Genomic DNA, 26,110 nt, shown 5'->3' with positions numbered 1-26,110 from the left:
TTGGTTATAGGTTGGTATGAGATTTCATATCTTGAAAGAGTTTTCCTAGTACATTGGTCTAAATCAACCTTTAGTAGGGTAGTCACTCAGTGTTGACTCTAGTAGTTTGCAGTTTCCGATTGTAATAAAAACAAACCCAACAACGGAGTTACAAAGTAATGACTGATAAGACTCAAGGCGTTTCACGCCGTACGGTACTTAAAGGCACTGCAGCTTCTGCAGCGGCTATCGCAGTACCAAGCTTCTACATCCCAACTGCTTCTGCTGCAGGTTCGTTCCGTAACGACCCTAAGGCTTCTGGTAAGTGTGTCCTAGGTTTTAACGTACCTCAATCAGGCGCTTACGCAGATGAGGGTGCAGACGAACTACGCGCATTCAAACTTGCTGTTAAACACCTTAACGGCGAAGGCGATGGCGGCATGATGCAAACCATGAAACCAATGAACCTTAAAGGTAACGGTATTCTTGGTATGAAAGTTGAGTACGTAACTGGTGATACTCAGACTAAGTCTGACGCAGCACGTGCATCGGCTAAACGTATGATCGAGAAAGATGGCGTTATCATGTTCTCTGGTGGTTCATCTTCAGGTGTAGCTATCGCAGTTCAGGCTCTAGCTGAAGAGATGGGTACCATCTTCATGGCAGGTCTAACACACTCAAACGATACAACTGGTAAAGACCGTCGTCGTCACGGTTTCCGCCACATGTTCAACTGTCACCAATCAGCACTAGCGCTACGTCCAGTACTTAAAAACGAGTACGGTACAGATCGTCAGGTTTACCACCTAACAGCTGACTATACTTGGGGCTGGTCTCAGCAGGACTCTATCGAGAAGGGTATGGCTGCTGAAGCAAACTGGAACACAGTTGCTAACGTTAAAACACCAGTAGGTGCAGGTGACTTCTCTCAGTACATCACACCAATCCTAAACTCTGGTGCAGATACTCTTATCCTTAACCACTACGGCGGTGACATGGTTAACTCTTTGACTCAGGCGATTCAGTTCGGCCTGAAAGATAAGCAAGTTAACGGTAAGGACTTCCAGATCATCGTTCCTCTATTCTCTCGTCTAATGGCGAAAGGTGCGGGCGACAACATGAAGGGCATCCTAGGTTCTACAAACTGGAACTGGAAGCTAACTGACGAAGGTTCTAAAGCATTCGTTAAGTCGTTCGGTCAGGAATACGGTTTCCCACCATCACAGGCAGCTCACACTTGTTACGTTCAGACTATGCTTTACGCAGATGCTGTTGAGCGTGCAGGTACTTTCGATCCACAAGCAGTTATCGCTGCTCTTGAAGATCACGAGTTCGATGGCATGGGTAACGGTGCTTCTCTATACCGTAAAGCGGACCACCAGGTAATGAAGAATGGCCTAGTTGTACGCGGTAACATGAACCCAACATCTGACTTCGACCGTCTTGAAGTATTGGATGTGGTTTCACGTGAGAAGCTTACATACGATCCAAACGAAGGCCCATTCGCCGGCGGCGCTCAGTGGTCTTAATCCAAGTGTAATTTTAATTACACCTTGGCACGCGAAGGGGTCCAAGGGACCCCTTCGTTTTTTATTAGCTTTTTTGGAGATTCATAGCTGTGGATGCAATAATCCTCCAGATCTTGAACGGTCTAGATAAGGGTGGTGCTTATGCACTGATTGCCCTAGGTCTAACGTTGATTTTCGGTACCTTAGGTGTCGTGAACTTTGCTCACGGTGCTCTTTTCATGTTGGGTGCTTTCGTCGCAGTTTCAGTTCGCGAAGTACTTACTATTTCAACAAAAGTTAAAGATGAGTCGGTTACTTTCTTTGAAGCATTCAAAGAGATCCCATACCTAGAGCTCTGGCTCGGTGATACGGGTAGAGCCATAATCGACTGGTCTGTTCCTATATCGATTTTAATCGCTATACCTATCATGCTTGTGATTGGCCTGGTGATGGAACGTGGCCTCATTCGTCACTTCTACCGTCGCGCACACGCTGATCAGATCCTTGTAACCTTCGGTCTTGCGATCGTTATTCAGGAGATCGTCAAAGCCATTTACGGTGCAAACCCGATTCCACAGCCAGCACCAGAGATGTTTGAGGGTACAGCGAACATCGGCGCACTCTTCGGTCTAGGCGACAATATTGTCTATCCGAAATGGCGTCTTGTTTACTTGGGCTTTGCTGCGATAGTCATTGCTGCAGTGTTTGCCTTCTTGCAGTTTACAACCTTTGGTATGGTGGTTCGTGCCGGTATGGCGGATCGTCAAACGGTTCAGTTGTTGGGTATCAACATCACCAAACGTTTCAGTATCGTCTTCGGTCTAGCTGCTGTCGTCGCAGGTTTGGCAGGTTTGATGTACACACCAATACTCTCTCCTAACTACCACATGGGTATGGACTTCCTAGTTCTGTCATTCGTGGTTGTAGTAGTAGGTGGTATGGGTTCACTACCGGGTGCGGTAGCGGCAGGTTTCCTACTCGGTATCCTCCAATCGTTCGCATCGATGAACGAAATCAAACAAATCATCCCAGGTATCGACCAGGTAATTATCTACCTAGTTGCAATGATCGTACTGCTCGTTCGTCCACGTGGTCTAATGGGTCGCAAGGGTGTAATGGAGGACTAAGATGCATATTGATAAATTTACACCTAAATCTGACATGATGATGCTGCTGGGCTTTGCAGCAGCCGTCCTGCTAATGCCACTTTGGCTTCAGCCATTTGGCGCAGCCTACCCAGACTTGATGCAGCGTTTCGCTATCTTCGGTCTGTTCGCAATTGGCTTTAACATTCTTTTCGGTCAGACAGGTTACCTGTCGTTTGGTCACGCAGCGTTCATCGGTGTGGGGTCTTACACTACGGTTTGGATCTTCAAGCTGTTTACACTGAACATCCTTCCAGCGATGGTTGCCGGTGTTGTGGTGTCAGGTATCTTCGCCCTAGTTATTGGTTTCATCTGTCTTCGTCGTACAGGTATCTACTTCTCGATCCTGACACTGGCTTTAGCTCAGATGAGTTACAACCTTGCTTACTCTGTACTAACACCTATTACCATGGGTGAGACAGGTCTGCAGGTTGAAGCGGCTGACCCACGTGCTTGGGATGCGCCTCTAGCTGAAGGTGCGGTACCTCGTACCAACCTATTCGGAATTGAGATGACAGACTTTGGTGGCCTAGCAGGCTTCTACATCTGTGCAGCATTCTTGATTGTTGGTTTTTATGTCGCTCTACGTATCACTCGTTCACCTTTCGGTTCGATGCTACGTGGCCTTAAAACTAACCAAAACCGTATGTCATACACAGGTTTGAACACTCGCCCATATGCACTGGCAGCGTTTGTAATATCAGGTATGTATGCGGGTCTTGCTGGTAGCTTAATGGCAGCGATGGACCCTCTAGCGGGTGCGGAGCGTATGCAGTGGACTGCATCAGGTGAGGTTGTTCTTATGACAATCCTTGGTGGTGTCGGCACATTGGTTGGCCCGTTCCTTGGTGCGGTAGCTATCAAGTACTTCGAGAACATCTTCTCTGCTATCGATGGTGCAGTTCTGACTAGTGCTCTAGATTTCCTACCAGACTTCTTGGTTTCTGGCCTTGTTCCAGTACTGTCTCTGTTCGTAGGTAAAGGTTGGCACCTAACGCTAGGTCTAATCTTCATGCTGGTCGTTATCTTCCTGCCTGGTGGCATCATGGAAGGTTACCGTCGAATCAAAGCTCGCTTCTCGAAGCAGGGCGAAGAGTAACTCAAGCTAACAGGATATTTATATGTCAGTACTAGAAATCTCTGGCGTAAACAAAACATTCGGTGGCTTGAGAGCACTGGATGACGTCAACTTAAAAATTGAAGAGAAAACCGTTCATGCGGTCATCGGTCCGAATGGTGCCGGTAAATCAACACTGCTGAACGCAGTCATTGGTAAGTTGATTCCAGATAACGGCACGATTTCGTTCTCTGGTAACAGCATGATTGGCCTTAAGCCACATAAGATTAACCAGTTGGGTATTTCACGCGTATTTCAGACTCCTGAGATCTTTGCTGATCTTACGATCATGGAAAACATGATGATCCCACTGTTGGCTCACCGCGATGGCGAATTCAAGCTAAATGCTTGGAAACGTTCTGATCAGGATGCAGACCTGCAAGAGAAGGCTGCTAAATACCTAGAGTATGTGAACATGCTAGGTAAATCTGATACTCACGCGGGCAGCATGAGCCGTGGTGATAAGCGTCGTCTTGAGTTGGCAATGTGTCTCTCTCAAGAGCCAAAACTACTACTTCTTGATGAACCAACCGCGGGTATGGCACGTGCCGATACCAACAACACCATCGATCTGTTGAAGAAGATCAAAGCGGATGGAATGACGATGGTCATCATCGAGCACGATATGCATGTAGTCTTCTCACTCGCTGATAAAGTGAGTGTAATGGCAGCAGGTCACGTGATCGTTGAGGGTTCTCCAGATGAAATTAAAGTGAACCCTAAAGTTCGTGAAGCATACTTGGGAGGAGCGGAAGTATGACCAATACAGTCGCAACTGAAGCCGTTAGAACTCAAAACCTGGGTACACCGGTTACCTACTGTTCTATCCACGATATTCATGGTTACTACGGTGAGTCTTACATCGTTCAGGGTGTGAGTTTCAATATCCATGAGGGTGAGATTCTTGCTCTACTTGGCCGTAACGGTGCCGGTAAAACATCAACGTTGCGTACCATCGCACGTTGTGATGACCCAGTATTAAAAAGCGGTGAGATCTGGTTGGATCACCAAAATATTCACGACATGACAGCGTATGAAGCGTCACAAGCGGGTATTGCACTGGTTCCTGAAGATCGCTGTATCATTCCTGGTTTGACGGTAGAAGAGAACCTGCAGCTGGCTCAAATTGCGCCTCCTAAAGGTTGGAATATCGAACGCATCTACGAGCTATTCCCTCGTCTGGGCGAGCGTCGTAACCAAGAGGGCGTCACTCTGTCAGGTGGTGAGCAGCAGATGCTTGCGATCGGTCGCGCGCTCTGTCGAGACATCAAAGTTCTTCTTCTTGATGAACCTTATGAAGGTCTGGCTCCTGTTATCGTTCAAGAGATTGAGCGTACTCTACGTGAGATCAAAGAGCTGGGTATTACTACCGTGATTGTCGAGCAGAATGCAATTGCTGCACTGAAGCTTGCTGATCGCGCAGTAATCCTTGATACCGGTAACGTTGTATTCGACGGAACCGCTCAAGAAGTTCTTGATAACGAAGCGCTTCGTAACGAGTACCTAGCGATTTAATCGCGCTCTTATCAGTACTCCACCTGTGCCCAGCTTTGCTGGGCACTCTTTTTTGGGGGGGATAAAACTGGTAATGTATCACTTTCTAATTGAGTAAGAACCCTCTTCAATGTCTGAACGTCGCGAACCAGGATTCAATTTAGATCAACTGGCCGAGCCAGTGCCCACTCTTGAACCTGAAAAGCAAAAACCTCAAGTGCCTAACAACCCCACTAATGCCGCCGTTAAGCCCTCTTCTAAAAGTAGTGGTTTAGCAACGGGTGTTGCTGTTATTGCACTGTTAGTGGCTGTGGCTATGGCTGTATGGAACTACCAACTGACTCAAAAGATGGATCAACAATCCGTTCTTCTGGAACAGATGAACTTATGGCTTGAGAGTACCGATGCAACGCTGACGAAGACAACGACTTCAGCGTCACAATCAGGTGAAACCCTCTCTTCTCGATTAGAGCAGCTAAATGGTCGTGTTGAAGATCGTATTAAGCATTTTGACTCTGAGATCGCTAAGCTTTGGACCGTGTCATATCAACGCAATAAGCCTCAGCTAGAGAAGCAGGGCAAGACGATTGAAGCACAGGCTAAATTGATTAAATCTCAGGCTGAATCGATTAAAAGTATTCAGTCGGGTGTGGATCAAGTTCAAGCACAAGCTAAAAAGAGCGAAGGGTCTGTTAATAAACTGTCCAAATCAGTATCAGAATTTGATAGCAGTTTGAAAAAACGTGACCAGCAACTATCAAAACTTAATGACCTAGTTGCCAGTAAAGATAAGCAGATCGCTCAATTAAGTGAACGGGTAGCTCAACTCAACAGTGACCTTGAGTTTCAGCTCTCTATTGAACGGGACGAGAGAGCAAGGCTTTCAGAGCAGCTTGAACAAGTTAAGGCAGGTTCCAATTCCAGTGATCTTGATGGCCGTTTAGCGACCATTGAAGATCGTCTACGCTCCATTGATTCTAGTCGCCAGTCGGTCAATGCCGAACTATTGAACATCAAACAACAGCTCAATACGCTGCTGCTTGAAGGAGCTATTCGTTAGTTGAATTATTCGCAACTGATCAATACTTGTCCAAATCCTTGCCAATGGGCACAATACGCGCCACATGAAATGGAGCTGAGTTAAGACGTGAAGCTAAGAACCTTTTTTGCTTTACGCATTCCTGATAGAACGGCTCGAGAGCTCGCTAATCTTTCTGATGAGTTGTGTCAGTTTGATTTAGGGCTGGACGCAACCTGGTTTGATTCATCTGGCTATCACCTGACGCTCTGCTTTTTAGGAGATGTCAGCCTAGAACAGATAGAACAGCTCGAGAAACGTGCCACTCAAATAGATTTTGGTAGTCGTTTTACCGTTCAGCTAGATCAGGTCAGTTATTACGCCGTTAATCCGAGACTCTCCCTGATCGCGGCGATGACCGCGCAGAATAGTCAGCTAACGATGCTCCATGAGCAGTTAGTGGCGTTAGCCGAAGAGGTTGGCATTGTTTGTAAAGATCAGAACTTTATGCCCCACGTCACCTTGGCACGCTTGCCAGCGGACAATCGATTTGCTGTCGACAGAGAGTTGCCGCCTATCGATCATAGCCTGCCGGCTGACTCGATTGTGCTTCTTCAGAGCACTGAGGGTGATCATGGCAGTGTCTATAAGCCGCTTTTCGAAGTGCCACTTACACGCTAAACCGTTTAACCAATTTTGAGAACATGATGCGAAAACCCGAGCTATTGTCCCCTGCAGGGACCTTGCGAAATATGAAGTATGCCTTTGCCTATGGTGCTGATGCGGTCTATGCCGGTCAACCGCGCTATAGCCTTCGTGTACGTAACAACGACTTTACTCTTCAGAACCTTGAAGAGGGGATCAATATTGCGCATCAACTGGGTAAAAAGTTTTTTGTCGCCAGTAACATTCTGCCGCACAATTCAAAGTTGGGTACCTACATGAAGGATATTGATCCTGTTGTAGCGATGAATCCTGATGCCATGATCATGTCCGACCCTGGCCTGATTATGATGGTCAAAGATAAGTATCCAGATCTTCCGATTCACCTCTCTGTTCAGTCGAATACTATGAACTGGGCTGCAGTGAAGTTCTGGGAGCGAGCAGGTATTGAGCGAATCATCCTGTCACGTGAACTCTCGCTAGATGAAGTGGCTGAAATACGTCAACAGTGTCCGGATATTGAGCTTGAGGTCTTTGTTCATGGCTCACTCTGTATCGCCTACTCAGGTCGCTGTCTGCTATCGGGTTACATCAACCACCGAGATCCAAACCAGGGTACTTGCACAAATGCTTGTCGTTGGAAATACGATGCTCATGAAGCTCAGGAAGATGAGTCCGGTGATGTGGTTCCCGTTCAGAGCTTTGATCCAGGCGAAGAGAAGCAGCCTGCCCTAGGTGAAGGTAAGCCATCAGATCAGATCTACCTGCTCCAGGAGGAGACTCGCCCTGGAGAGTATATGCCGGCCTTTGAAGATGAGCACGGTACCTACATCATGAACTCAAAAGATCTGCGCGCCATTCAGCACGTGCATCGCTTGACGGAGATGGGCGTCGACTCTCTGAAAATTGAGGGACGCACTAAGTCGCACTACTACGTTGCCAGAACCGCGCAAGCTTACCGTCAAACCATTGACGATGCAGCGGCTGGTCGCCCATTCGACAAGGGGCTAATGGATGTCCTTGAGAATCTTGCAAACCGAGGATACACCGAAGGTTTCTACCGTCGTCATGTTCACGACGAATACCAGAACTATGAAACGGGTAACTCTGTGGGTGTGCATCAGCAATTTGTCGGTGAAGTGGTTGAGCGTGACGCGGACTCTGGCAAGCTTGTTATCGATGTGAAGAACAAATTTGAGGTGGGTGACACACTTGAGTTGATGACCCCTCAGGGTAATCGTCGCTTCAAGCTTGATGAGCTGTATGACAAGAAAGGTGCTCGAGTCCATGTTGCCCCAGGTTCAGGACACCGTGTGACACTACCACTCGATTTTGATACTGATATGGAATACGCGCTACTGATGCGTGATCTTCCAAACGCTCCAGAGAGGGCGTAAATGATAGCCGGCGACTGAGCCGGCTTTTTTGTCTCTACAGGTTCTGCTTAGCCGTTAGACAAAGTGTGGTCATCCCATCTCGATTGGATGATGTATAATCTTGCAGCACTGCAGGGGTGGAGCCCCCTGATCATCACTATAAATGGAGTTTTCCAATGAGCGTTATTCGTCAAGACGACCTTATTGATAGCGTTGCTGATGCGCTACAGTTCATCTCTTACTACCACCCAATCGACTTTATTGAAGGTGTGCACGAAGCCTACCTGAAAGAGGAGAACCCAGCCGCTAAAGATGCGATGGCGCAGATCCTAATCAACTCACGTATGTGTGCCGAAGGTAAGCGTCCTATCTGTCAGGACACCGGTATCGTTACCGTATTCCTTAAAGTGGGTATGAACGTTCAGTGGGATGCTTCAATGAGCGTCACCGATATGGTCAATGAAGGTGTTCGTCGTGCCTACATGCACCCTGATAACGTTCTACGCGCCTCGATTCTTGCCGACCCTGCTGGAAAACGTCAGAACACCAAAGACAATACTCCTGCTGTTATCCACTACGAAATTGTAGAGGGCGATGAAGTAGAAGTTCATGTGGCTGCTAAAGGTGGTGGTTCAGAGAATAAATCGAAGATGGTGATGTTGAACCCATCTGACAGCATCGTGGATTGGGTGGTTAAAACGGTACCGACTATGGGTGCTGGTTGGTGTCCACCAGGTATGTTGGGTATTGGTATTGGTGGTACTGCCGAGAAGGCAGCAGTCATGGCCAAAGAGTCTTTGATGGACCCAATTGATATTCATGAGCTACGTGAGCGTGGCCCGCAGAACCGTGTCGAAGAGCTTCGTTTAGAGATCATGGATGCGGTCAATGAGCTAGGTATTGGTGCACAGGGTCTTGGTGGTCTGACAACGATTCTAGACGTTAAGATCATGGACTACCCAACGCACGCGGCATCTTTGCCAATCTGTATGATCCCTAACTGTGCTGCGACTCGCCATACTCATTTTACTTTGAAAGGTGATGGGCCGGCCGTTCTCACACCGCCAAGCTTGGATCAGTGGCCAGAAGTGACCTTTGAAGTCGGTGCTAATACACGCCGCGTCAATCTAGATGAGATCACACCTGAGTCGGTTAAAGAGTGGAAGGTTGGTGAGACTATTTTGCTTAATGGTAAAATGTTGACCGGTCGTGATGCCGCCCATAAGCGCATGGTAGAGATGCTTAACAACGGTGAAGAGTTGCCAGTTGATCTGAAAGGGCGATTCATCTACTACGTGGGTCCTGTCGACCCTGTCCGTGATGAGGTTGTAGGCCCTGCTGGCCCAACAACGTCAACACGTATGGATAAGTTCACACGTCAGATTCTAGAGTCAACGGGCCTACTGGGCATGATTGGTAAATCAGAGCGTGGTCCAATCGCTATTGATGCGATCAAAGATAACCAAGCTGTTTACTTAATGGCTGTAGGTGGTGCAGCGTACCTTGTATCTAAAGCGATCACTGACTCAAAAGTGCTAGCCTTCCCAGAGATGGGCATGGAAGCGATCTATGAGTTTGAAGTCAAAGATATGCCGGTGACTGTGGCTGTAGATGTGAATGGTGAGTCTGTTCATACATCTGGTCCAGCTAAATGGCACGACATAATCGTTAAAGCGAAAGGCTAAACGAAAACTCACATTAAGGGCCGCGTTTATCGCGGCTTTTTTGTTTGTGGAATATAGAAGGCTTGCCGTGTGTCACTATTCTCGCTAAAGTCCCTTGATTACATGACTGTTTGGTTAAGTTTTAATGTCTCAAGATTCACAACCCGCTACTGCGCTTCGCATGATCGATATTCATAAATCCTACGGATCCCTGAACGTTATCAAAGGGGTCTCACTGGAGGCGAAAGATGGCGATGTGATCTCTATTCTCGGTTCGAGTGGCTCGGGTAAGAGTACGCTACTGCGCTGTATTAACCTGCTTGAAAATCCAAGCAAGGGTGAGATCTATCTTGGGGATGAGAAACTTGAGTTGGTGCCATCTAAGAGTGGCGAGTTGCAGGCTAAAAGTCGAAAGCAGCTTGAAAATATGCGTTCGCGTATCGGTTTTGTATTCCAGAACTTTAATCTCTGGCCGCACCGTACTGTGTTAGAGAATATTACAGAAGCTCCCATTCAAGTTTTAAAACAGTCTAAAGATGAGGCGGTGGGGCAGGCAAAACTGATCCTAGAGCAGGTCGGTCTCGTAGATAAGATCGATGCCTATCCTAGTCATCTTTCAGGTGGCCAGCAGCAGCGTATTGCGATAGCACGTGCTTTAGCGATGGATCCACAGCTGTTATTGTTCGATGAGCCAACTTCAGCGCTTGATCCTGAGTTGGTCAATGAAGTGCTGGCGGTCATGCGGGATCTGGCCTCACAGGGACGCACTATGCTGATAGTAACCCATGAAATGCGCTTCGCACGTGATGTTTCGAGCCAGGTTGTCTTTCTTCATGAAGGACATATCGAAGAGCAGGGAACACCAGAGAAACTATTCGAAAATCCTTCATCTGCAAGGGTGAAGGCCTTTATGTCGAGTCATCAATAGGACAGTAGATCCTAATAGGAGAAAATAATGAAATTAAAAAACCTCGTCGTTGGTCTTACTTTGAGTGCTGTTGCAGCCTCTTCAGCTTTCGCAGGCGATAAAATCCGTATCGCTACTGAAGGTGCATACGCGCCTTTCAATATGGTCGATGACAAAGGTCAGCTTCAGGGCTTTGACGTAGATATCGCTAATGCACTTTGTGCTGAAATGAAAGCAGACTGTACGCTAGTGGCACAGGATTGGGACGGTATTATCCCTGGTCTTATGAGCCGTAAGTACGATGCAATCATCGCATCAATGTCGATCACAGAAGAGCGTCTAAAAGTTGTCGACTTCACTAACCCATACTACTCAAACGTTCTCGCTTACGTGGGTCCTAAAGTTCAGTCTATGGGTGACATGAAGGGTAAAACGCTTGGTGCGCAGCGTGCGACTATCGCTGGCCAGTACCTTGAAGACAACATGTCAGGAAGCGCGAGCGTAAAACTGTACGATACTCAAGATAACGCATACTTAGACCTTGCTGCCGGCCGTCTTGATGGCATGCTGTCAGATAAGTTCCCAGCATACGACTGGCTACGAACTGATGACGGCAAAGGCTTTGAGTTCAAAGGCCAGGATATCGACATCGACGATAAGATCGGTATCGCAATTCGTAAAAACGATGCTCTAAAAGAGAAGTTCAACAAAGCACTTCAAGCGATTGTTGATAACGGTACTTACGCGAAAATCAACGCTAAGTACTTCCCATTCTCGATCTACTAATCGGGACAGGCTGTGCCTAAATGGCGCAGCCAATATCTTACTCTATGTTTGATCTTCACGGCTTCGGTCACCTTCTTTGGGAGGGTGCCTGGATAACTATTCAGCTTGCGCTCGCTAGCCTATTTTTTGGCCTTATTATTGGGCTTGCTGGTGCCTCTGCGAAACTATCCTCGATTGCGCCACTTCGCTGGTTAGCAACCGGATACACAACGCTGATTCGTGGAATACCGGAACTGCTTTTAGTGCTCACCATCTACTTTGGTGGCTCGATGCTGTTGATGGCTATCGCAGAGCGTTTTGGTTATACAGATTACATAGAGGTGAGTGCTTTTGCAGCGGGTGTCACGGCGCTCTCTATTGCATTTGGTGCCTACGCTACTGAAGTTTTTCGAGCGGCTATTCAAGCGCTCCCGAAGGGCCAGTGGGAGTCAGCCTATGCTTTGGGCTTGCCTCGCCTGACGACCTTCTATCGAATTATTCTGCCCCAGGTTTGGCGTCTTGCGCTGCCAGGTCTTGGCAACCTTTTCCAAGTACTTCTAAAAGATACCGCACTCGTCTCTGTTGTTGGTTTGAACGACATTATGCGACAGGCCTACGTTGCGACGGGGTCTACAAAAGAGCCGTTCACTTTCTACATGGCAGCCGCACTGATCTATCTTGGTCTCACGGCAATATCTACTTTGATAACTACTTATCTTGAGCGCGCATCAAATCCTGCTGAGAAGAGGGTTGCAGCATGAACTGGTCATGGGATGTGATCTGGGAATATTTTCCACGCCTCTTTGATGGCGTTTGGTTAACACTAGAATTGGTTCTCTATTCAGCCTTAACGGGGCTAGCGATTGCAGTGCCTCTTGCGCTGATGCGTGCCTCTAAAAATCGCTTAGTTTCTGCGCTTCCTTGGGCATACATCTATTTCTTCCGTGGCACGCCGTTATTGGTCCAAATATTTTTGATCTACTATGGCTCAGCTCAGTTTGATCTCATTCGAAATACATCCCTTTGGGAAATTTTCAGTGAACCCTTCTGGTGTGCACTGATAGCGTTAACGCTGAACACTGCAGCGTACAGTGCTGAGCTTGTTCGTGGTGCAATCCAGTCTATTCCAAAGGGGGAGATTGAAGCTGCAGAGGCTTTTGGTATGTCGAAACTGGTTCAGATACGACGTATCGTCCTGCCTCGTGCTTTCGGTATTGTGCTTCCTGCTTACGGGAATGAGTTAATTCTGATGTTGAAGGGTAGTGCGCTCGCCTCAACCATTACTCTGTTGGATCTTACGGGTATGGCGAGAACCATTATTGCTCGTACTTATACCCCGCTGGAGATCTTTTTTGCGGCAGGTATGTTGTATCTTGCTATCGCTGCGCTATTTATTTTGGCGTTCCGGTTTATTGAGCGCTGGCTAAATCGCTATCAATACCCGCGATAACTTTTATCGATTCTGAGCAGATCTTCTAACTGCTCTCACGTATAATTTCACCATACTCATTAGATCTCTGGATTGATCATGCAAGCCACTCCAACAATCACCTCGATTGCTCAGCGTAACGATGCTCCGCACGCACCGTTTTTGCCGCTGTCTAAAGCTGAGATGAAGAAGTTGGGTTGGGACCAGTGTGACATCATTATCGTGACCGGTGATGCCTATGTTGATCATCCATCGTTTGGTATGGCCATCATTGGCCGTCTGCTGGAGTCGCAGGGTTTCAAGGTAGGTATTATTGCTCAGCCAGATTGGCAGAGTGCTGAGGCCTTTAAAGTATTGGGTAAGCCTCGCTTATTCTTTGGTGTTGCGGCGGGTAACATGGATTCTATGATCAACCGTTATACGGCCGATCGTAAAATTCGTTCTGATGATGCCTATACGCCGGGTGGTAAAGCCGGTAGCCGACCTGATCGTGCCAGCATTGTCTACAGCCAGCGCTGTCGAGAAGCTTATAAAGAGGTTCCCATTGTATTGGGAGGTATCGAAGCGTCACTGCGTCGTATTGCTCATTATGACTACTGGCAAGACAAAGTTCGTCGCTCAATACTGCTCGACTCCAGGGCGGATATATTGCTCTACGGTAATGCTGAACGTGCCATTGTTGAAGTGGCTCAGCGAATGTCAGCCGGCGAATCGGTTGGCGACTTGACCGATGTCCGAGGCACCGCTTTTATTCGCACGGATACGCCCGAGGGCTGGATGGAGATAGACTCCACTCGTATCGATAGACCGGGCAAAATTGATCGAATGATCAACCCCTATGTTAACACCCGAGACCTTGAACAGTGTGCGTTGGAAAAGGGTTCCAAAGAGGAGCCTGAGGCTGATGAAGTTCAGGTTCTGCATATTGAACCTAAGGTGCACCTTGATCGCAGTAAAACAGTCATTCGCATTCCCCCATTTGAAAAAGTCTCTAAAGATCCTGTTCTCTACGCTCATGCGAGCAGAGTACTCCACTTAGAGACAAATCCCGGTAATGCTCGCGCGTTAGTCCAACAGCATGGTGATCAAGAGGTGTGGTTGAATCCACCTCCGATTCCATTGACCACTGAAGAGATGGATTTCGTTTTCGGGCTTAACTACGCACGTGTTCCACACCCGATCTATAAAGGGCAAGAGATCCCTGCCTACAAGATGATTCGGTTTTCGGTGAACATCATGCGCGGCTGTTTTGGCGGTTGTACTTTCTGCTCCATTACAGAACACGAAGGGCGCATTATTCAGAATCGCTCTCACGAATCGATTTTAAATGAGATTGAAGAGATCAGAGATAAAGTCCCAGGCTTTACAGGGGTTATCTCAGATTTAGGCGGGCCCACGGCCAATATGTATCGCATCGCCTGTAAGTCACCGGAGATCGAAAAGTCCTGTCGTAAGCTCTCTTGTGTCTACCCGGAGATATGCCACAACTTAAATACTGATCACTCCTCATTGACGGAGCTTTATCGCAAAGCACGCAAAACAAAAGGTGTGAAGAAGGTGATGATTGCGTCAGGTCTTCGCTACGATTTGGCTGTGGAAGACCCTGAATACGTGAAAGAGCTGGTGACCCATCATGTTGGTGGTTATCTAAAGATCGCGCCTGAACATACTGAACGAGGTCCGCTCGATCATATGATGAAGCCGGGCATTGGTACTTACGATGCGTTTAAGAAGATGTTTGAACGCTTCTCTAAAGAGGCAGGGAAGGATCAGTATCTGATTCCTTACTTCATCGCTGCGCACCCCGGTACCACTGACGAAGATATGATGAATCTCGCTGTCTGGTTAAAGCGCAATGACTTTAAAGCGGATCAGGTGCAGGCGTTTTACCCTTCACCGATGGCGACCGCTACCGCCATGTACCATACCGGTCGTAACCCTCTGAAACGTCAAAGCTACAAAAAGTCTTCAGAGCGGGTTGAGACGGTCAAAGGTGAAAAACAGCGTCGTTTACACAAAGCATTCCTACGCTACCACGACCCTGAAAATTGGCCGCTGTTACGTGAGGCTCTGAAGTCGATGGGACGTGCTGACTTGATAGGCGATGGCCCTAATCATTTGATTCCTTCAAACAATTCAGAGGGTGATCAATATAAGAGTCCGCGCCGTAAGAACGTTAATAAGCAAAGTAAGAGTGTTAAAAAAGGTAGATTATTGACTCAGCATACAGGCTTGCCACCTCGTGGTAAGGCTAAAAAAGGGTCATCTAGCGTTAAAAAGCGGCAAAAAGCGTAACATTGATAAAAAATAGTTGTATTCGGCACTAACTGGATTAAACTTAACTCAGTTGTTTACGTTGTGGCGTTTGAAACGTCCAGAGAAACAAGTTGCACTAGAGCTTAACCCTAGGGTTGGCTGGAACACCGAAAGTAAAACTTCGCATCTGATCTTCTGCTCCTTTTCCACTCTGAACTAAGCACTAATTTTGTTAGTTTTGAGTGTTGTGTCATCGTTTTGTCACTTCATCCTGCTAATAAATAACTGGGTTACAAGATAGGCTTGTAATTTAGTTCGCGGCACAGGTCGCACTCAGGCCAAGTCATTGACTTGGTAGATAACTCCCCTCGGGGATGCACTAAAGTTCCTAAATGGGACAGGATTAAGAGGCAAGAAATGTCAGAGCAGCTAACTGGTACAGTTAAATGGTTTAACGACGAGAAAGGTTTTGGTTTCATTCAGCAGGAGAACGGTCCAGACGTATTCGTTCACTTCCGTGCTATCAACGGTACTGGTCGTCGTACACTAGCTGAAAACCAGCAGGTAACTTTCGAGGTTACTCAGGGCCAGAAAGGTCCTCAAGCTGACAACGTAACTGTTGTAGCATAAGAGTAAGATTCTTAGAAAAAAGCGCCATATGGCGCTTTTTTTGTGCCTGTCAGATTAATTACAGACTTTAACCCGACTATAATCTAACGGTCTTTTTCTGGAGCCTGATATGGATCTCGATCCTCAAGTCGATCAACTGATTGAGTGTTTTAATACTCTCTTTTTGGAATCCCTTAATACCGAACTGGTTCGCGGTGATGGGGAGCCTATCTACTTGCCTGCCGATTCCGATTATCCTCATCATCGAATTATCTTTGCACATGGCTTCTTTGCAAGCGCATTGCACGAGATTGCTCACTGGTGTGTGGCGGGTCCAAAAAGACGACTGCTTGAAGATTTCGGTTACTGGTACAAGCCAGATGGCCGTACAGAAGAAGAGCAAGCCGAGTTTGAGCGAGTGGAGGTATCCCCTCAAGCTTATGAGTGGATTCTAACGGTATCGGCGGGTCGAAAATTTCATTTCAGTGCCGATAACCTCTCTCAAGGGTTAGGAGCTTCAGATAGCTTTAAAGAGGCTGTTCTTAACAGGGTGCATCAACTACTCGACAATGGAATGAACCCACGCTTGAAAGCGCTCAGCGAAGCTCTGAGAACACTCTATGCTGTGGAGCCTCTGAGTGTCGATCAGTTCCAATTAGAGAGTTATTCGTGCGCCAGTTAAGTATCACTGCAACCGATTGGCTTTTACAGGCCAAAGGCGATGACTGGTCTCTCTTTGCTAGCGTTACTAATCGCTTTAACTATCTAAGATTGACGCTGCCGACAAAAGAGTATCTTTACGCTGAAGGTGAGCAGGAACTGGGTCAATCAGATCGAGGTGTGTGGGTGCTCGGTGTATTTGATCATGTCGAGCAGTTACAGTACTTTCTTGCGTTGCATAACGACAACCCATTAAAAGTGCCGGCGCTGAAAATTGAGCAGAGTTGGCCAGTGGTGGCATACCAAGAGCAATCTCTAATGGATTATCCACACTACTCAGGGGTCTATCGTGTCGGTTTCAAATCCTATCGGGTGACTCAAGAGATAGACGGATATCGGGTGGAGTATATTGACGGTTATAAAGCGGCACTGCTGGGAGTGTTGGAGTCAGAGGTTGATGCCTGTCTAGCACTCTACAGCCACTTCGACAGTCGTACCCGTGGCTGTAAGATGTGCTGATCGATCAATGCTGCATATCCTGCTTCATCTCTTTTTTCATACCAGGCTTTTGAATCATTTTGACGGGCACTTCTAATGCTTGGCTAGTTCCATCACTGAAATTTAATTTCAGATCGATTGTCTGATCGATGGAGAGTGGCTCCTTTAGTCCGATAAACATCACATGTAGGCCGCCTGGTTTCAAATGAGTGGTGCTGTTTGCTGGCAGATCAATGGCAGGAATTTTTCGCATACGCATCACTTCACCATCTTTGATATGAGTATGCAGCTCGACCACTTTAGAGATAGAGGACTCAGCTGAAACCACTTGAAGATCGGCACCACTGTTTTTGATATCCATGAATGCGCCGGTCATTTTCTGGCCCGGTGGAACAGCACGCACACGCGCATCTGAAATCTCGACCTCGGCCTGGGCAAGGGTGCTTGTTAAAAGTGACGCGATTAACAGTTTTTTCATCTTAGTTTCCTACTGCAAGATGGAACGGATTTTCTCAACAAGTTGGTTGGGATTGTTGTGTGAGACGCTTCCTAGAAACTCACCTTGTTGATCGATTAGATAGATTTTAGAAGAGTGGTCGACGGTGTAGCCCATCGCTGAATCAGGCTGCTCGACCATTCGATAGTAAGCCCCGTACAGTTTAATCGCGCTGTCGATCTGCTGACGGCTGCCGGTCATACCAAGAATGAGAGGCGAGAAAAACTGAGAGTAGACCTGTAGCTGTTCCAGTGAATCCCGATCAGGGTCGACGCTGTAAAAAATGGGTTGAATTTGGTTTAGTTGCTCATCATCGAGTTCATTGAAAGCAAACTTCATACTGGTTAAAGAGGTGGGGCATATATCGGGGCAAGAGGTGTAGCCAAAATAGAGCAGTACCAACTTGCCTCTGAAGTCACTCAGTGACAGATCGCCATCAATACTTTTACCCTGAAACTCACCACCCAGCTGAATCGGTTGGTAACTGTTATTGGGCTTTAGGTAAACCAAGCTAACAATGACGGCTGCCAATATCAGCATCACAATAACGAGTAGATTTTTATTGCGAGTCTTCATCGTGCGTCAAACCTCAATTCAACAATCTCTTGTTTCGAATCCGTTTCAAAAATCACCTTTGCTAGCCAGGTCATCGTTCCAGTGGTACAGACGGCTAACTGAGTCTTACCCTGCCATAGGTGTTCACTCTTTTGCATTTCAAACTGGTTAACACCCATGTACATATCGGCACCTTGCAGATCGACCCAAACTCGATTGACTTCAGGTAGATCAGTTTCAGCCGTCAGTGTCATACTGTTTAAAGACCGGGCTGGCATCGGACCCAGTGTAAAGCGGTACCGAATATCATCGTTAACGACTTCGCATCTGCCGCTGTTGATATCACAATGTGACACCGGTTTTGGTCCCAAAAAGAGTTGCGAAGCCCAGATTAACAGTACTACGGAACTGAGCAGAAACAGACTGATAACGATTCGCTTAGGTGGATTAGTCACTTAAATTCCTAACTCTATTGTGCGTATGTTTTCATGCTCGAGTCTAACAGTGAACCAACTTTACGTTTATTTACACGGCTTTTTACACAGCCTCAGTGGTATCAGTTCAGATCGCACTTTTATCGATAGACCGTATAATACAGCTCTTCAAAAGGGGTGTTCATGATAAAGCTCAAAAAAGTCATTGTTGCAGATGAGAATATGCCGGCCGTTGAGGCACTGTTCTCCTCCTTCGGTGAAGTTCGCCGTGTGGCGGGTCGCTCAATAGAACCCAGTCAGTTGGCTGATGCTGATACGCTTCTGGTACGTTCTATTACCCAAGTTAATGCACAGTTATTGAGTGAGGCTAAACCGTTAGAATTTATCGGTTCGGCGACCATAGGTATGGATCATATGGATTCTCACTACCTGACTGAGCGCGCAATCCCCTTTACTAACGCAGCAGGCTGTAATGCCGATTCGGTTGTGGATTATGCGCTAGCAGCTATTTATGAATATGCCGAACAGAGAGCCTTAGATCCACTGAGCCTCTCATACGGGGTGGTCGGTGCCGGTAATGTAGGCTCTCGGTTAGTTAGCCGTTTAACTGCACTGGGGGTTAATGTCCTTGTATCAGATCCCCCTCGTGCTCTTCGGGATCATTCCTTTATAGATACCCCTCTCGCAGAGTTAATGGCCCAGTCGGATGCTGTCTGTTGTCATCTGCCGTTAACCACCAGCGGTGAGCATGCAACCCATCACTTGATTGGCGAGTCGCTTCTGCAGCAGCTGAGTCCAGGAGCACTGCTTTTAAATGCTGGACGGGGGCCCACCATCGATGGTGAAGCACTCTTAAAGTTTGCCAAGCAGAGAACTGACGTCACACTGGTGATGGATGTGTGGGAAGAGGAGCCGACAGTCGACCGTGAATTGGCCTGTCGTGTGTTGATCGGTACGCCCCATATAGCGGGTTACAGTTTAGAGGGTAAGTTACGCGGAACCTATATGCTGTACGAGCGTTACTGTGAGATTTTGGGTCTTGAGGTTTCTGTCTCTTTCGACAGCCTATTTATTGATTATCCAACCCCAATGCTTGAATTAACTCGACAAACAACCGTTCAGCAAGTGATTCAATCTGTCTACTCCATAAAAGAGGATCATCAGCATTTTATGGACTCTTTGACCCCTGCGAAAAATCAACCTAAAGCCTTTGATCAATTGAGAAAGAGTTACCCGGTGCGTCGAGAGTTTTCATCGCTGAAGCTGACCGGTCAGACGACAGGCGCGATGAAAGTTCAGCTTGCAGCTTTAGGGTTTAAGGTGGATGAGGTGCAGGTATGAAGTTTCGCTTAGGCGTATTGGTCAACCCTTATGCCGGTATTGGTGGCAGTGTTGCATTGAAAGGGAGTGATGGTGAAGCGATCAGAGATGAGGCTTTAAGCCGAGGTGCTCAGCAGCTTGCTCCGGTCAAAATGCGTCACGCCCTTGAGGCCATAAAGAGTGATCAAATTGAGCTGTTTACCTGGGGCGGTGCCATGGGTGAAGAGTCAATTAAAGAGTTAAAGTTAGAGTGCCTTGTCTTAGGTTCACCGCAGCACTGGCCGACCAGTGCAGAGGATACGTTGATCGCTGCTAGAGCAATGGTTGACGAGGGTGTCGATCTCATTCTGTTTGCGGGTGGTGACGGTACGGCACGCAATATTTATGAAGCCATTGGGCAACAGGTGCCTGTCCTTGGCGTTCCGGCGGGTGTGAAGATTCATTCAGGCGTCTATACCCTGACCCCTTCGCTAGCAGGGTCATTAATTACTGATCTTATCGAAGGGCGTCTGGTTCGCATGGAGCAGGCTGAGGTTCGCGATATTGATGAGTCTGAGTTTAGGCAGGGCCGAGTTCGTGCAAAATATTATGGCGAACTGCTTGTGCCTGCAGAGCATCAGTATGTGCAGTCTGTGAAAGAGGGCGGCAAAGAGGTTGAAGAGCTTGTAGTCGCTGATATCGCGGCCGATTTTGTTGAGCAGATGGATCCCGAACTTCTCTATGTGATGGGATCCGGCACAACCGTCGCGGCGATCATGGATGAGTTGGGACTCGAAAATACGCTGTTGGGTACCGATCTTATTAAAGATGGAGAGGTTGTCGCTAGTGATTGTTCAGCACAGCAGTTACTTGAGCTAGTGGGGGATGCGCCTTTCAAGATTGTCATCACACCGATTGGCGGGCAGGGGCATCTTCTTGGTCGCGGTAATCAACAGTTGAGCCCGCAGCTGATTCAAAAGGTAGGTCTACCGGGTCTCTATGTCGTTGCGACACGCTCTAAAATCGTCGGACTTAATGGGCGCCCGCTTATTATTGACAGTGGTGACCCAGAGCTGGATCGAAAACTAACCGGTGTGGTGGCGGTGCACACCGGTTATCGAGACGCCGTTATCTACCGAGTCGGAATTTAACGGCGGTTTTGCAGAGCCTCAATACGAGCTGCTAGAGGAGGGTGGCTCGCAAACATCTCCATAAAGCCCTGCTTCTTGATGCTGCTGATGCCAAAGGCCGTGAGCTGTCCGGATAGCTCTTGCGCTTGACCCGATTCAGCCTGCAGTCTTTGCAAAGCATTAATCATGCCCTGCTTGCTCGCTAGGTCTGCACCCGCTTCATCTGCCCGGAACTCACGGCGACGCGAGAACCAAGCCACAATCATATGAGCAAATACGGCAAAGACCATCTCAGCGATAAAGGTCGCGATGTAAAAGCCTATACCAACACCGCCTGAGTTATCGCCACGGCGCAAGAAGCTATCAACGGCGTAACCGACGATACGAGCTAAGAACATCACAAAGGTATTGATAATCCCTTGAATCAACGACAGAGTCACCATGTCGCCATTCGCAACGTGACCTACCTCGTGTGCTAGCACCGCTTTCACTTCATCGGCTTTGAATCGCGAAAGCAGACCGCTACTGACCGCAACCAGTGCGTTGTTCTTATTCCAGCCAGTCGCAAAGGCATTCGCTGCATTGGATGGGAATACCCCCACTTCTGGCATGCCAATACCGGCTTTTTGAGCCAGTTCTGCCACCGTTTCAACCAGCCATTTCTCCTCGGCATTGCGAGGTTGCTCAATAATTTGAGTGCCCGTTGTTCTCTTCGCCATCCACTTAGAGATAAACAGAGAGATAAATGAGCCGGCAAAACCAAACACTGCACAAAAGGCTAGTAGAGCGCCAAGGTCTAGGCCGTTCGATGTTAGGTATGGACCAACGCCAAGGATGTTAAGCGTCAAGCTGGCCACCAGAATGATGGCAAGGTTGGTCGCTAAGAAAAGGATTATTCTGAGCATTTAGGTTGCTTCCTCAAACAATTTATCTATTAACACAAATTGTGGCGAAGCAACCTAAATTCAACCTTAAAGGTGAACTCTTAAAGGTTAACGACGCGAGCTTCGATAGCGTTACGCAACTCTTGGTAAGAGTCGATGTTCTCTGGTGCGAAATAGAGTTTGTAGTAGACCTTTTCACGCACGCGGTTGATCCCTTCACGACTATCACCGGTCATCGATGCGTAGGTGTGAGCCATTTGCAAGTGAATGACCAGAGTGCCTGCCGGTTGAGTAAATGAGTGTCCCGCTAGGTCAACGCGCTGGCGCGGTTCATGTTGTGAGTAGAAAGAGATCTCACCAATGTGCGCCATGTTGATTAGAAAGTTTGATGTGATGTCCACAACCAGCTTCTTATCCATGCCGTTGTGGTTCATCTTAATACCGCGATCTTTTTTGATCTTTAAAAACATAACTACTCCTGTTAGTTAGTCGCACTATAGTCGCTAATTGTGACAGTGATACGACATGACTCCATTCCGTAGAGCTCGGGTTACTGTTTGTAGGTTTTCAGGAAGGTGCCAATTCTAGAGATGGCATCTTCCAAGAGTCTTGGTTCCGGTAAAAATACAATCCTAAAGTGCTGAGTATCCGGAAGGTTGAAACCGCTACCATGCACAATTAGCACCTTTTGCTGCTGAAGTAGATCCAGTGCGAATTTCTCATCGTTGCTGATGGGATGGATCTCGGGATCTAACTTCACAAAACAGTACATTGCCCCTTTGGGTTTAACGCAGCTGACACCGGGGATCTCATTTAGCATCTTGTAGGCGATATCTCGCTGATCGCATAGGCGACCACCAGGAACAATCAGTTCATTGATCGATTGGTATCCGCCAAGTGCAGTTTGAATGGCATTCTGCGCCGGTACGTTTGCACACAGACGCATGTTCGCCAGCATCTCTAAGCCTTCGATGTAGTCGGTTGCCGTGTGCTTAGGACCACTTATAAACATCCAACCTGAACGGAAGCCCGCCGCACGGTAAGTCTTGGATAATCCGTTAAACGTACAGACCAACACATCATCTGTCAGTGATGCGATCGAGGTGTGTTTCGCTTCGTCGTAAAGAATTTTATCGTAGATCTCGTCAGCAAAGATGATCAGATTGTGTTCACGCGCTAGTTCGATAATCTCCATAAGAACCGATTCTGGGTACAGCGCACCAGTTGGGTTGTTGGGGTTGATCACCACTATCCCACGGGTGTGCTCAGAAATTTTGCTGCGAATGTCTTCAATGTTTGGAAACCACTCGCGCTCCTCGTCACACTGATAGTGAACCGGTGTCCCGCCCGCTAGGCTGACGGCAGCGGTCCATAGCGGGTAGTCTGGCGCAGGGATTAACATCTCGTCGTTATCGTTGAGAAGCCCCTGCATTGCCATCACGATCAGCTCAGAGACACCGTTGCCGATGTAGATATCTTCGATGGTGACATCTTTGATGCCTTTGCGTTGTGACTCCTGCATGACTGCTTTACGAGCCGCAAACAGCCCTTTTGAATCACAATAGCCCTGCGCGCTTGGCAAGTTGTAGATAACGTCTTGAACAATCTCGTCAGGGGCATCGAAGCCCCATGGGGCCGGGTTACCGATATTCAGTTTTAAAATTTTGTGGCCATCCTCTTCCAAGCGTTTTGCTTCTTGAAGGACAGGTCCACGAATGTCGTAACATACATTGTTGAGTTTGTTGGACTTTCTAATCTGAGACATCGGTAGAGCTCTTCTCACGGGGAGATTAATTTAAAGGGGATCGATTTGAGTAGAATACGTCGTACTTCCAACGTGTTGATAAGCAAACCGTGTTAGTAGTAACTATACGACTTTGCTCGGTTTGGGTATAGAGTTTACCGAGCTCTTAGAGAGGTTTTTCATAATGCAATATGATGATTTAAAAGACGATGAGTACTGGCGGGATAAATTGTCACCTGAAGAGTTCTACATATGTCGCCAGAAAGGGACAGAACGTGCCTTCACTGGTGCCTATTTTGATGAGAAGCGATCAGGTTTATACCGCTGTAAATGCTGCGATGCTGAACTCTTTGATAGCTCTCTGAAATATGATTCCGGATGCGGTTGGCCTAGCTTCTTTGATGAGTTGGGTGAGGGTAGGGTAGATCAGCATCCTGATCACTCACAAGGTATGGTGCGTACTGAAATTACCTGCAGTCAGTGTGGATCTCATTTGGGCCATATATTCTCGGATGGCCCACAACCAACCGGTGTTCGTTACTGTGTCAACTCTGCATCTCTTAATTTTGAACCGGATCACTGATGAAACCTTTTTCACACCTTCTGCAACAGGCTAAGCATTTTTACCCCGATTGGAGTGAGGCCGAGCTGCTAGGTCCACGGGCGGCTAATCGGACAGAGCTTATGGCCACTCCGGATGATCGCATATTGTCCGCAATGACCTGGCGTATCTTCTGTGCAGGGCTCAAGCGCTCGTTAGTGGATGGTAAGTGGCCTGCTTTTGAAAAAGCATTCTTTGGTTTCGATCCTGAAAAGGTCTCGTTGATGAGTGATGATCACCTCGATGCATTAATGCAGAACAGGGATCTCATTCGCCACTTTGGAAAAATTAAAGCAACTCGTATCAACGCTTTGATGATTCATGAAGTCAGCCAAAAACAAGGTAGCTTTGGTCAGTTTTTGGCTGATTGGCCGGTCGAGGATACTGTCTTAGGGTTGTGGAGCTACTTGAAAAAAGAGGGGGCACAGTTGGGTGGTAACTCAGGAGCCTATGCACTTAGAATTATTGGTCGTGACAGTCCAGTCCTGACAGATGATGTGGTGGTCGCGTTAAAGGCGCAGGGCGTTGTTGATAAGCGTCCCACGGCTAAGCGTGATCTACTTCTGGTTCAAGAAGCATTCAATCAGTGGCGCGGTGAATCTGGCGTTGATCTGTGCCAAATCAGTCGTCTTTTGGCTAGGTCGATTGGTTAATCGACCTCCTAATCAGTAGGGTCACTGGTGATGGATACAAGTCACCTGGCTGAGAAAGCTCTCTAGATCTTCAGCAATGACACTGAACTTTTTCTGTCCTGGCTTCTCTAGAAGCACACGACCTGTGTCGCTCTCCACCGAAAGAATCTGATCGCCATCCGGTTCAGTAGTAGCAAAGAAGAAGCTGATGTTTTGTCGCAAGCGTCTTTTGTTCAGAGCATGGCCAATGAGGTTCTCTCTTAAGCGCTCCAGATCCTCAGGGTTCCAGACAAAGATGAGACTTAATTCGCCCTCGGTATGGGTTGCTAAGATGGGTTGTGACCAATAACTGGTGTAGTAATCAATGATCGATTGGGGAATCTCTATCTCTAGAGCTTCTGAAAGTCGCTCAAACATGTCCAGAGTCGAGTTATTGATAGGGCTGGGTAACCACTCAGACTCTTGGTCAACCTCATAGCCTGGCAGCAGTGCAGGGCTCAACCAATCCTCTTCAACCAGAAGTGTTGGATTACCCTGTTGTTTGCATTCGGTTTTGAATTCGTCGAAGAGGCGAGTCAATTGAGCGGTAACGGCGGACATGTCATTTCTCTCTAATTTATCCAGCGCGTAGGTTAACAAATAATCAACCTTCAGTTTGGTTTAAAAAAATCGCTATTTTTTAGAAAAATATCGGATAAAGGTTTGACTCTGATCGAAAAGCCATTAAAATTCGCACCCTGTTCTTGAGCAGCAATGCTCAGTTACTGCTGGAGCGGTAGTTCAGTTGGTTAGAATACCTGCCTGTCACGCAGGGGGTCGCGGGTTCGAGTCCCGTCCGTTCCGCCATTTATGAGATTGCAGTCCTCTAATTCTGCACTTCTTGTAGGAGCGATCTTGCAAAGGTCGCGATTTTCGCATCGTCTTCGACAATGCTCCTACAGATACGGCGCAAGCCACCGTTATGGGCGAATAGCTCAGTTGGGAGAGCATCTGCCTTACAAGCAGAGGGTCGGGGGTTCGAACCCCTCTTCGCCCACCATAACGGAGCGGTAGTTCAGTTGGTTAGAATACCTGCCTGTCACGCAGGGGGTCGCGGGTTCGAGTCCCGTCCGTTCCGCCATTTTGAGATTGACAAGTTAGAATACCTGCCTGTCAGCTCATGTGGGATGTTCAGGGTCGCTAAGTCCCGTCCGTTCCGCCATTTACGAGTTCGCAGTTCTCTGATTCTGCAGCTTTTGTTGGAGCGA

The 26,110-nt window shown here is 47.6% G+C and carries 28 protein-coding genes and 3 tRNA genes; 24 read left to right on the top strand and 7 right to left on the bottom strand.

Annotated features, from left to right (window positions below; translation table 11 throughout):
* Positions 1 to 158 precede the first annotated feature (158 nt).
* From XMM383_RS06015 to XMM383_RS05935, 17 genes are all read left to right on the top strand, one after another.
* Complete coding sequence (locus tag XMM383_RS06015) at positions 159 to 1,508, top strand: substrate-binding protein (protein WP_173480544.1); 1,350 nt, start codon at positions 159 to 161, stop codon at positions 1,506 to 1,508.
* 89 nt (positions 1,509 to 1,597) lie between these two features.
* Positions 1,598 to 2,614 (top strand): branched-chain amino acid ABC transporter permease, encoded by a 1,017-nt coding sequence (locus tag XMM383_RS06010; protein ID WP_173484639.1) that lies wholly within the window; start codon positions 1,598 to 1,600, stop codon positions 2,612 to 2,614.
* A 1-nt stretch (position 2,615) separates the two neighbouring features.
* Positions 2,616 to 3,731: a branched-chain amino acid ABC transporter permease gene (locus tag XMM383_RS06005; RefSeq protein ID WP_173480546.1), complete on the top strand. Its 1,116-nt coding sequence runs from the start codon at positions 2,616 to 2,618 to the stop codon at positions 3,729 to 3,731.
* Between the two features lie 22 nt (positions 3,732 to 3,753).
* Positions 3,754 to 4,509: an ABC transporter ATP-binding protein gene (locus XMM383_RS06000; RefSeq protein ID WP_173483300.1), complete on the top strand. Its 756-nt coding sequence runs from the start codon at positions 3,754 to 3,756 to the stop codon at positions 4,507 to 4,509.
* The gene (locus tag XMM383_RS05995; protein ID WP_173480548.1) at positions 4,506 to 5,264 is read left to right on the top strand and encodes an ABC transporter ATP-binding protein; all 759 of its coding nucleotides are present in this window, start codon (positions 4,506 to 4,508) and stop codon (positions 5,262 to 5,264) included. Before XMM383_RS06000 ends, XMM383_RS05995 begins: the two co-directional genes overlap by 4 nt.
* A 109-nt stretch (positions 5,265 to 5,373) precedes the next feature.
* On the top strand, positions 5,374 to 6,303 hold the full coding sequence (locus XMM383_RS05990) for a hypothetical protein (protein WP_173480549.1): 930 nt from the start codon (positions 5,374 to 5,376) through the stop codon (positions 6,301 to 6,303).
* Between the two features lie 87 nt (positions 6,304 to 6,390).
* Positions 6,391 to 6,942, top strand: coding sequence for an RNA 2',3'-cyclic phosphodiesterase (gene thpR, locus XMM383_RS05985; RefSeq protein ID WP_173480550.1), 552 nt, complete (start codon positions 6,391 to 6,393; stop codon positions 6,940 to 6,942).
* Between the two features lie 26 nt (positions 6,943 to 6,968).
* Positions 6,969 to 8,321, top strand: coding sequence for a tRNA 5-hydroxyuridine modification protein YegQ (gene yegQ / locus XMM383_RS05980; protein WP_173480758.1), 1,353 nt, complete (start codon positions 6,969 to 6,971; stop codon positions 8,319 to 8,321).
* Between the two features lie 155 nt (positions 8,322 to 8,476).
* Positions 8,477 to 9,985: a fumarate hydratase gene (locus XMM383_RS05975; protein WP_173480551.1), complete on the top strand. Its 1,509-nt coding sequence runs from the start codon at positions 8,477 to 8,479 to the stop codon at positions 9,983 to 9,985.
* 124 nt (positions 9,986 to 10,109) lie between these two features.
* The gene (locus tag XMM383_RS05970; RefSeq protein ID WP_173480552.1) at positions 10,110 to 10,892 is read left to right on the top strand and encodes an ABC transporter ATP-binding protein; all 783 of its coding nucleotides are present in this window, start codon (positions 10,110 to 10,112) and stop codon (positions 10,890 to 10,892) included.
* A gap of 27 nt (positions 10,893 to 10,919) precedes the next feature.
* Entirely contained in the window at positions 10,920 to 11,657 is a 738-nt protein-coding gene (locus XMM383_RS05965; RefSeq protein ID WP_173484641.1) for an ABC transporter substrate-binding protein, read from the top strand.
* Between the two features lie 20 nt (positions 11,658 to 11,677).
* Entirely contained in the window at positions 11,678 to 12,397 is a 720-nt protein-coding gene (locus tag XMM383_RS05960) for an ABC transporter permease (protein WP_254442789.1), read from the top strand.
* The gene (locus XMM383_RS05955) at positions 12,394 to 13,086 is read left to right on the top strand and encodes an ABC transporter permease (protein ID WP_173480553.1); all 693 of its coding nucleotides are present in this window, start codon (positions 12,394 to 12,396) and stop codon (positions 13,084 to 13,086) included. Before XMM383_RS05960 ends, XMM383_RS05955 begins: the two co-directional genes overlap by 4 nt.
* A gap of 78 nt (positions 13,087 to 13,164) precedes the next feature.
* The gene (locus XMM383_RS05950; protein WP_173480554.1) at positions 13,165 to 15,360 is read left to right on the top strand and encodes a YgiQ family radical SAM protein; all 2,196 of its coding nucleotides are present in this window, start codon (positions 13,165 to 13,167) and stop codon (positions 15,358 to 15,360) included.
* Between the two features lie 378 nt (positions 15,361 to 15,738).
* Complete coding sequence (locus XMM383_RS05945) at positions 15,739 to 15,951, top strand: cold-shock protein (RefSeq protein WP_173480555.1); 213 nt, start codon at positions 15,739 to 15,741, stop codon at positions 15,949 to 15,951.
* Positions 15,952 to 16,060: 109 nt separating this feature from the next.
* A complete protein-coding gene (locus XMM383_RS05940; RefSeq protein ID WP_173480556.1) occupies positions 16,061 to 16,612 on the top strand; it encodes an elongation factor P hydroxylase in 552 nt (183 codons plus the stop codon).
* Positions 16,600 to 17,109 (top strand): hypothetical protein, encoded by a 510-nt coding sequence (locus XMM383_RS05935; protein ID WP_173480557.1) that lies wholly within the window; start codon positions 16,600 to 16,602, stop codon positions 17,107 to 17,109. The genes XMM383_RS05940 and XMM383_RS05935 overlap by 13 nt, the downstream gene beginning before the upstream one ends.
* A gap of 4 nt (positions 17,110 to 17,113) precedes the next feature.
* On the opposite strand, the gene XMM383_RS05930 is transcribed toward XMM383_RS05935, so the two are convergent.
* The 3 genes from XMM383_RS05930 to XMM383_RS05920 are packed head-to-tail and all read right to left on the bottom strand — an operon-like array spanning position 17,114 to position 18,594.
* Positions 17,114 to 17,566: a copper chaperone PCu(A)C gene (locus XMM383_RS05930; RefSeq protein WP_173494672.1), complete on the bottom strand. Its 453-nt coding sequence runs from the start codon at positions 17,564 to 17,566 to the stop codon at positions 17,114 to 17,116.
* A 9-nt stretch (positions 17,567 to 17,575) separates the two neighbouring features.
* Positions 17,576 to 18,160: an SCO family protein gene (locus tag XMM383_RS05925; RefSeq protein WP_173480559.1), complete on the bottom strand. Its 585-nt coding sequence runs from the start codon at positions 18,158 to 18,160 to the stop codon at positions 17,576 to 17,578.
* Positions 18,157 to 18,594: a hypothetical protein gene (locus tag XMM383_RS05920; RefSeq protein WP_173484643.1), complete on the bottom strand. Its 438-nt coding sequence runs from the start codon at positions 18,592 to 18,594 to the stop codon at positions 18,157 to 18,159. Before XMM383_RS05920 ends, XMM383_RS05925 begins: the two co-directional genes overlap by 4 nt.
* 162 nt (positions 18,595 to 18,756) lie before the next feature.
* Here XMM383_RS05920 and XMM383_RS05915 point away from each other — a divergent pair, with 162 nt between their 5' ends.
* Positions 18,757 to 19,914, top strand: a complete 1,158-nt coding sequence (locus tag XMM383_RS05915; RefSeq protein ID WP_173494671.1) for a 4-phosphoerythronate dehydrogenase — start codon at positions 18,757 to 18,759, stop codon at positions 19,912 to 19,914.
* A complete protein-coding gene (locus tag XMM383_RS05910) occupies positions 19,911 to 21,023 on the top strand; it encodes an ATP-NAD kinase family protein (protein ID WP_173480562.1) in 1,113 nt (370 codons plus the stop codon). Before XMM383_RS05915 ends, XMM383_RS05910 begins: the two co-directional genes overlap by 4 nt.
* Here XMM383_RS05910 and htpX read toward each other — a convergent pair.
* The 3 genes from htpX to XMM383_RS05895 form a co-directional block, all read right to left on the bottom strand.
* Complete coding sequence (gene htpX, locus XMM383_RS05905; RefSeq protein ID WP_173480563.1) at positions 21,020 to 21,907, bottom strand: protease HtpX; 888 nt, start codon at positions 21,905 to 21,907, stop codon at positions 21,020 to 21,022. The two genes, XMM383_RS05910 and htpX, sit on opposite strands and share 4 nt — an antisense overlap.
* Before the next feature lie 80 nt (positions 21,908 to 21,987).
* Complete coding sequence (locus tag XMM383_RS05900) at positions 21,988 to 22,356, bottom strand: hypothetical protein (protein ID WP_173480564.1); 369 nt, start codon at positions 22,354 to 22,356, stop codon at positions 21,988 to 21,990.
* Positions 22,357 to 22,436: 80 nt separating this feature from the next.
* Positions 22,437 to 23,651, bottom strand: coding sequence for a pyridoxal phosphate-dependent aminotransferase (locus tag XMM383_RS05895; RefSeq protein ID WP_173484645.1), 1,215 nt, complete (start codon positions 23,649 to 23,651; stop codon positions 22,437 to 22,439).
* Between the two features lie 163 nt (positions 23,652 to 23,814).
* On the opposite strand from XMM383_RS05895, the gene msrB reads away from it, so the two are divergent.
* Together msrB and XMM383_RS05885 are read left to right on the top strand one after the other, a co-directional pair.
* Positions 23,815 to 24,213 (top strand): peptide-methionine (R)-S-oxide reductase MsrB, encoded by a 399-nt coding sequence (gene msrB, locus XMM383_RS05890; protein ID WP_173484646.1) that lies wholly within the window; start codon positions 23,815 to 23,817, stop codon positions 24,211 to 24,213.
* Entirely contained in the window at positions 24,213 to 24,884 is a 672-nt protein-coding gene (locus XMM383_RS05885) for a DNA-3-methyladenine glycosylase I (protein WP_173484647.1), read from the top strand. The genes msrB and XMM383_RS05885 overlap by 1 nt, the downstream gene beginning before the upstream one ends.
* Before the next feature lie 21 nt (positions 24,885 to 24,905).
* On the opposite strand, the gene XMM383_RS05880 is transcribed toward XMM383_RS05885, so the two are convergent.
* The gene (locus tag XMM383_RS05880; protein WP_173484648.1) at positions 24,906 to 25,463 is read right to left on the bottom strand and encodes a SecY-interacting protein Syd; all 558 of its coding nucleotides are present in this window, start codon (positions 25,461 to 25,463) and stop codon (positions 24,906 to 24,908) included.
* A 169-nt stretch (positions 25,464 to 25,632) separates the two neighbouring features.
* On the opposite strand from XMM383_RS05880, the gene XMM383_RS05875 reads away from it, so the two are divergent.
* The 3 genes from XMM383_RS05875 (at position 25,633) to XMM383_RS05865 (ending at position 25,983) form a co-directional block, all read left to right on the top strand.
* Positions 25,633 to 25,709, top strand: a tRNA-Asp gene (locus tag XMM383_RS05875).
* Between the two features lie 117 nt (positions 25,710 to 25,826).
* Positions 25,827 to 25,902, top strand: a tRNA-Val gene (locus tag XMM383_RS05870).
* 4 nt (positions 25,903 to 25,906) lie between these two features.
* Positions 25,907 to 25,983: transfer RNA gene (locus XMM383_RS05865), tRNA-Asp, on the top strand.
* Positions 25,984 to 26,110 lie beyond the last annotated feature (127 nt).

Origin of the sequence: Marinobacterium sp. xm-m-383, assembly GCF_013283255.1 — a bacterium.
Lineage (GTDB): Bacteria > Pseudomonadota > Gammaproteobacteria > Pseudomonadales > Balneatricaceae > Marinobacterium_E.
This window is presented reverse-complemented; position numbering and strand designations above follow the sequence as displayed.

Excerpts from the sequence above, each read along its gene's own strand:
- XMM383_RS06015 (WP_173480544.1), top strand. The coding sequence starts at position 159 with ATGACTGATAAGACTCAAGGCGTTTCACGCCGTACGGTACTTAAAGGC.
- XMM383_RS06005 (WP_173480546.1), top strand. The coding sequence starts at position 2,616 with ATGCATATTGATAAATTTACACCTAAATCTGACATGATGATGCTGCTG.
- XMM383_RS06000 (WP_173483300.1), top strand. The coding sequence starts at position 3,754 with ATGTCAGTACTAGAAATCTCTGGCGTAAACAAAACATTCGGTGGCTTG.
- XMM383_RS05995 (WP_173480548.1), top strand. The coding sequence starts at position 4,506 with ATGACCAATACAGTCGCAACTGAAGCCGTTAGAACTCAAAACCTGGGT.
- XMM383_RS05990 (WP_173480549.1), top strand. The coding sequence starts at position 5,374 with ATGTCTGAACGTCGCGAACCAGGATTCAATTTAGATCAACTGGCCGAG.
- yegQ (WP_173480758.1), top strand. The coding sequence starts at position 6,969 with ATGCGAAAACCCGAGCTATTGTCCCCTGCAGGGACCTTGCGAAATATG.
- XMM383_RS05975 (WP_173480551.1), top strand. The coding sequence starts at position 8,477 with ATGAGCGTTATTCGTCAAGACGACCTTATTGATAGCGTTGCTGATGCG.
- XMM383_RS05970 (WP_173480552.1), top strand. The coding sequence starts at position 10,110 with ATGTCTCAAGATTCACAACCCGCTACTGCGCTTCGCATGATCGATATT.
- XMM383_RS05965 (WP_173484641.1), top strand. The coding sequence starts at position 10,920 with ATGAAATTAAAAAACCTCGTCGTTGGTCTTACTTTGAGTGCTGTTGCA.
- XMM383_RS05960 (WP_254442789.1), top strand. The coding sequence starts at position 11,678 with ATGGCGCAGCCAATATCTTACTCTATGTTTGATCTTCACGGCTTCGGT.
- XMM383_RS05955 (WP_173480553.1), top strand. The coding sequence starts at position 12,394 with ATGAACTGGTCATGGGATGTGATCTGGGAATATTTTCCACGCCTCTTT.
- XMM383_RS05950 (WP_173480554.1), top strand. The coding sequence starts at position 13,165 with ATGCAAGCCACTCCAACAATCACCTCGATTGCTCAGCGTAACGATGCT.
- XMM383_RS05945 (WP_173480555.1), top strand. The coding sequence starts at position 15,739 with ATGTCAGAGCAGCTAACTGGTACAGTTAAATGGTTTAACGACGAGAAA.
- XMM383_RS05940 (WP_173480556.1), top strand. The coding sequence starts at position 16,061 with ATGGATCTCGATCCTCAAGTCGATCAACTGATTGAGTGTTTTAATACT.
- XMM383_RS05930 (WP_173494672.1), bottom strand. The coding sequence starts at position 17,566 with ATGAAAAAACTGTTAATCGCGTCACTTTTAACAAGCACCCTTGCCCAG.
- XMM383_RS05925 (WP_173480559.1), bottom strand. The coding sequence starts at position 18,160 with ATGAAGACTCGCAATAAAAATCTACTCGTTATTGTGATGCTGATATTG.
- XMM383_RS05915 (WP_173494671.1), top strand. The coding sequence starts at position 18,757 with ATGATAAAGCTCAAAAAAGTCATTGTTGCAGATGAGAATATGCCGGCC.
- XMM383_RS05910 (WP_173480562.1), top strand. The coding sequence starts at position 19,911 with ATGAAGTTTCGCTTAGGCGTATTGGTCAACCCTTATGCCGGTATTGGT.
- htpX (WP_173480563.1), bottom strand. The coding sequence starts at position 21,907 with ATGCTCAGAATAATCCTTTTCTTAGCGACCAACCTTGCCATCATTCTG.
- XMM383_RS05900 (WP_173480564.1), bottom strand. The coding sequence starts at position 22,356 with ATGTTTTTAAAGATCAAAAAAGATCGCGGTATTAAGATGAACCACAAC.
- XMM383_RS05895 (WP_173484645.1), bottom strand. The coding sequence starts at position 23,651 with ATGTCTCAGATTAGAAAGTCCAACAAACTCAACAATGTATGTTACGAC.
- msrB (WP_173484646.1), top strand. The coding sequence starts at position 23,815 with ATGCAATATGATGATTTAAAAGACGATGAGTACTGGCGGGATAAATTG.
- XMM383_RS05885 (WP_173484647.1), top strand. The coding sequence starts at position 24,213 with ATGAAACCTTTTTCACACCTTCTGCAACAGGCTAAGCATTTTTACCCC.
- XMM383_RS05880 (WP_173484648.1), bottom strand. The coding sequence starts at position 25,463 with ATGTCCGCCGTTACCGCTCAATTGACTCGCCTCTTCGACGAATTCAAA.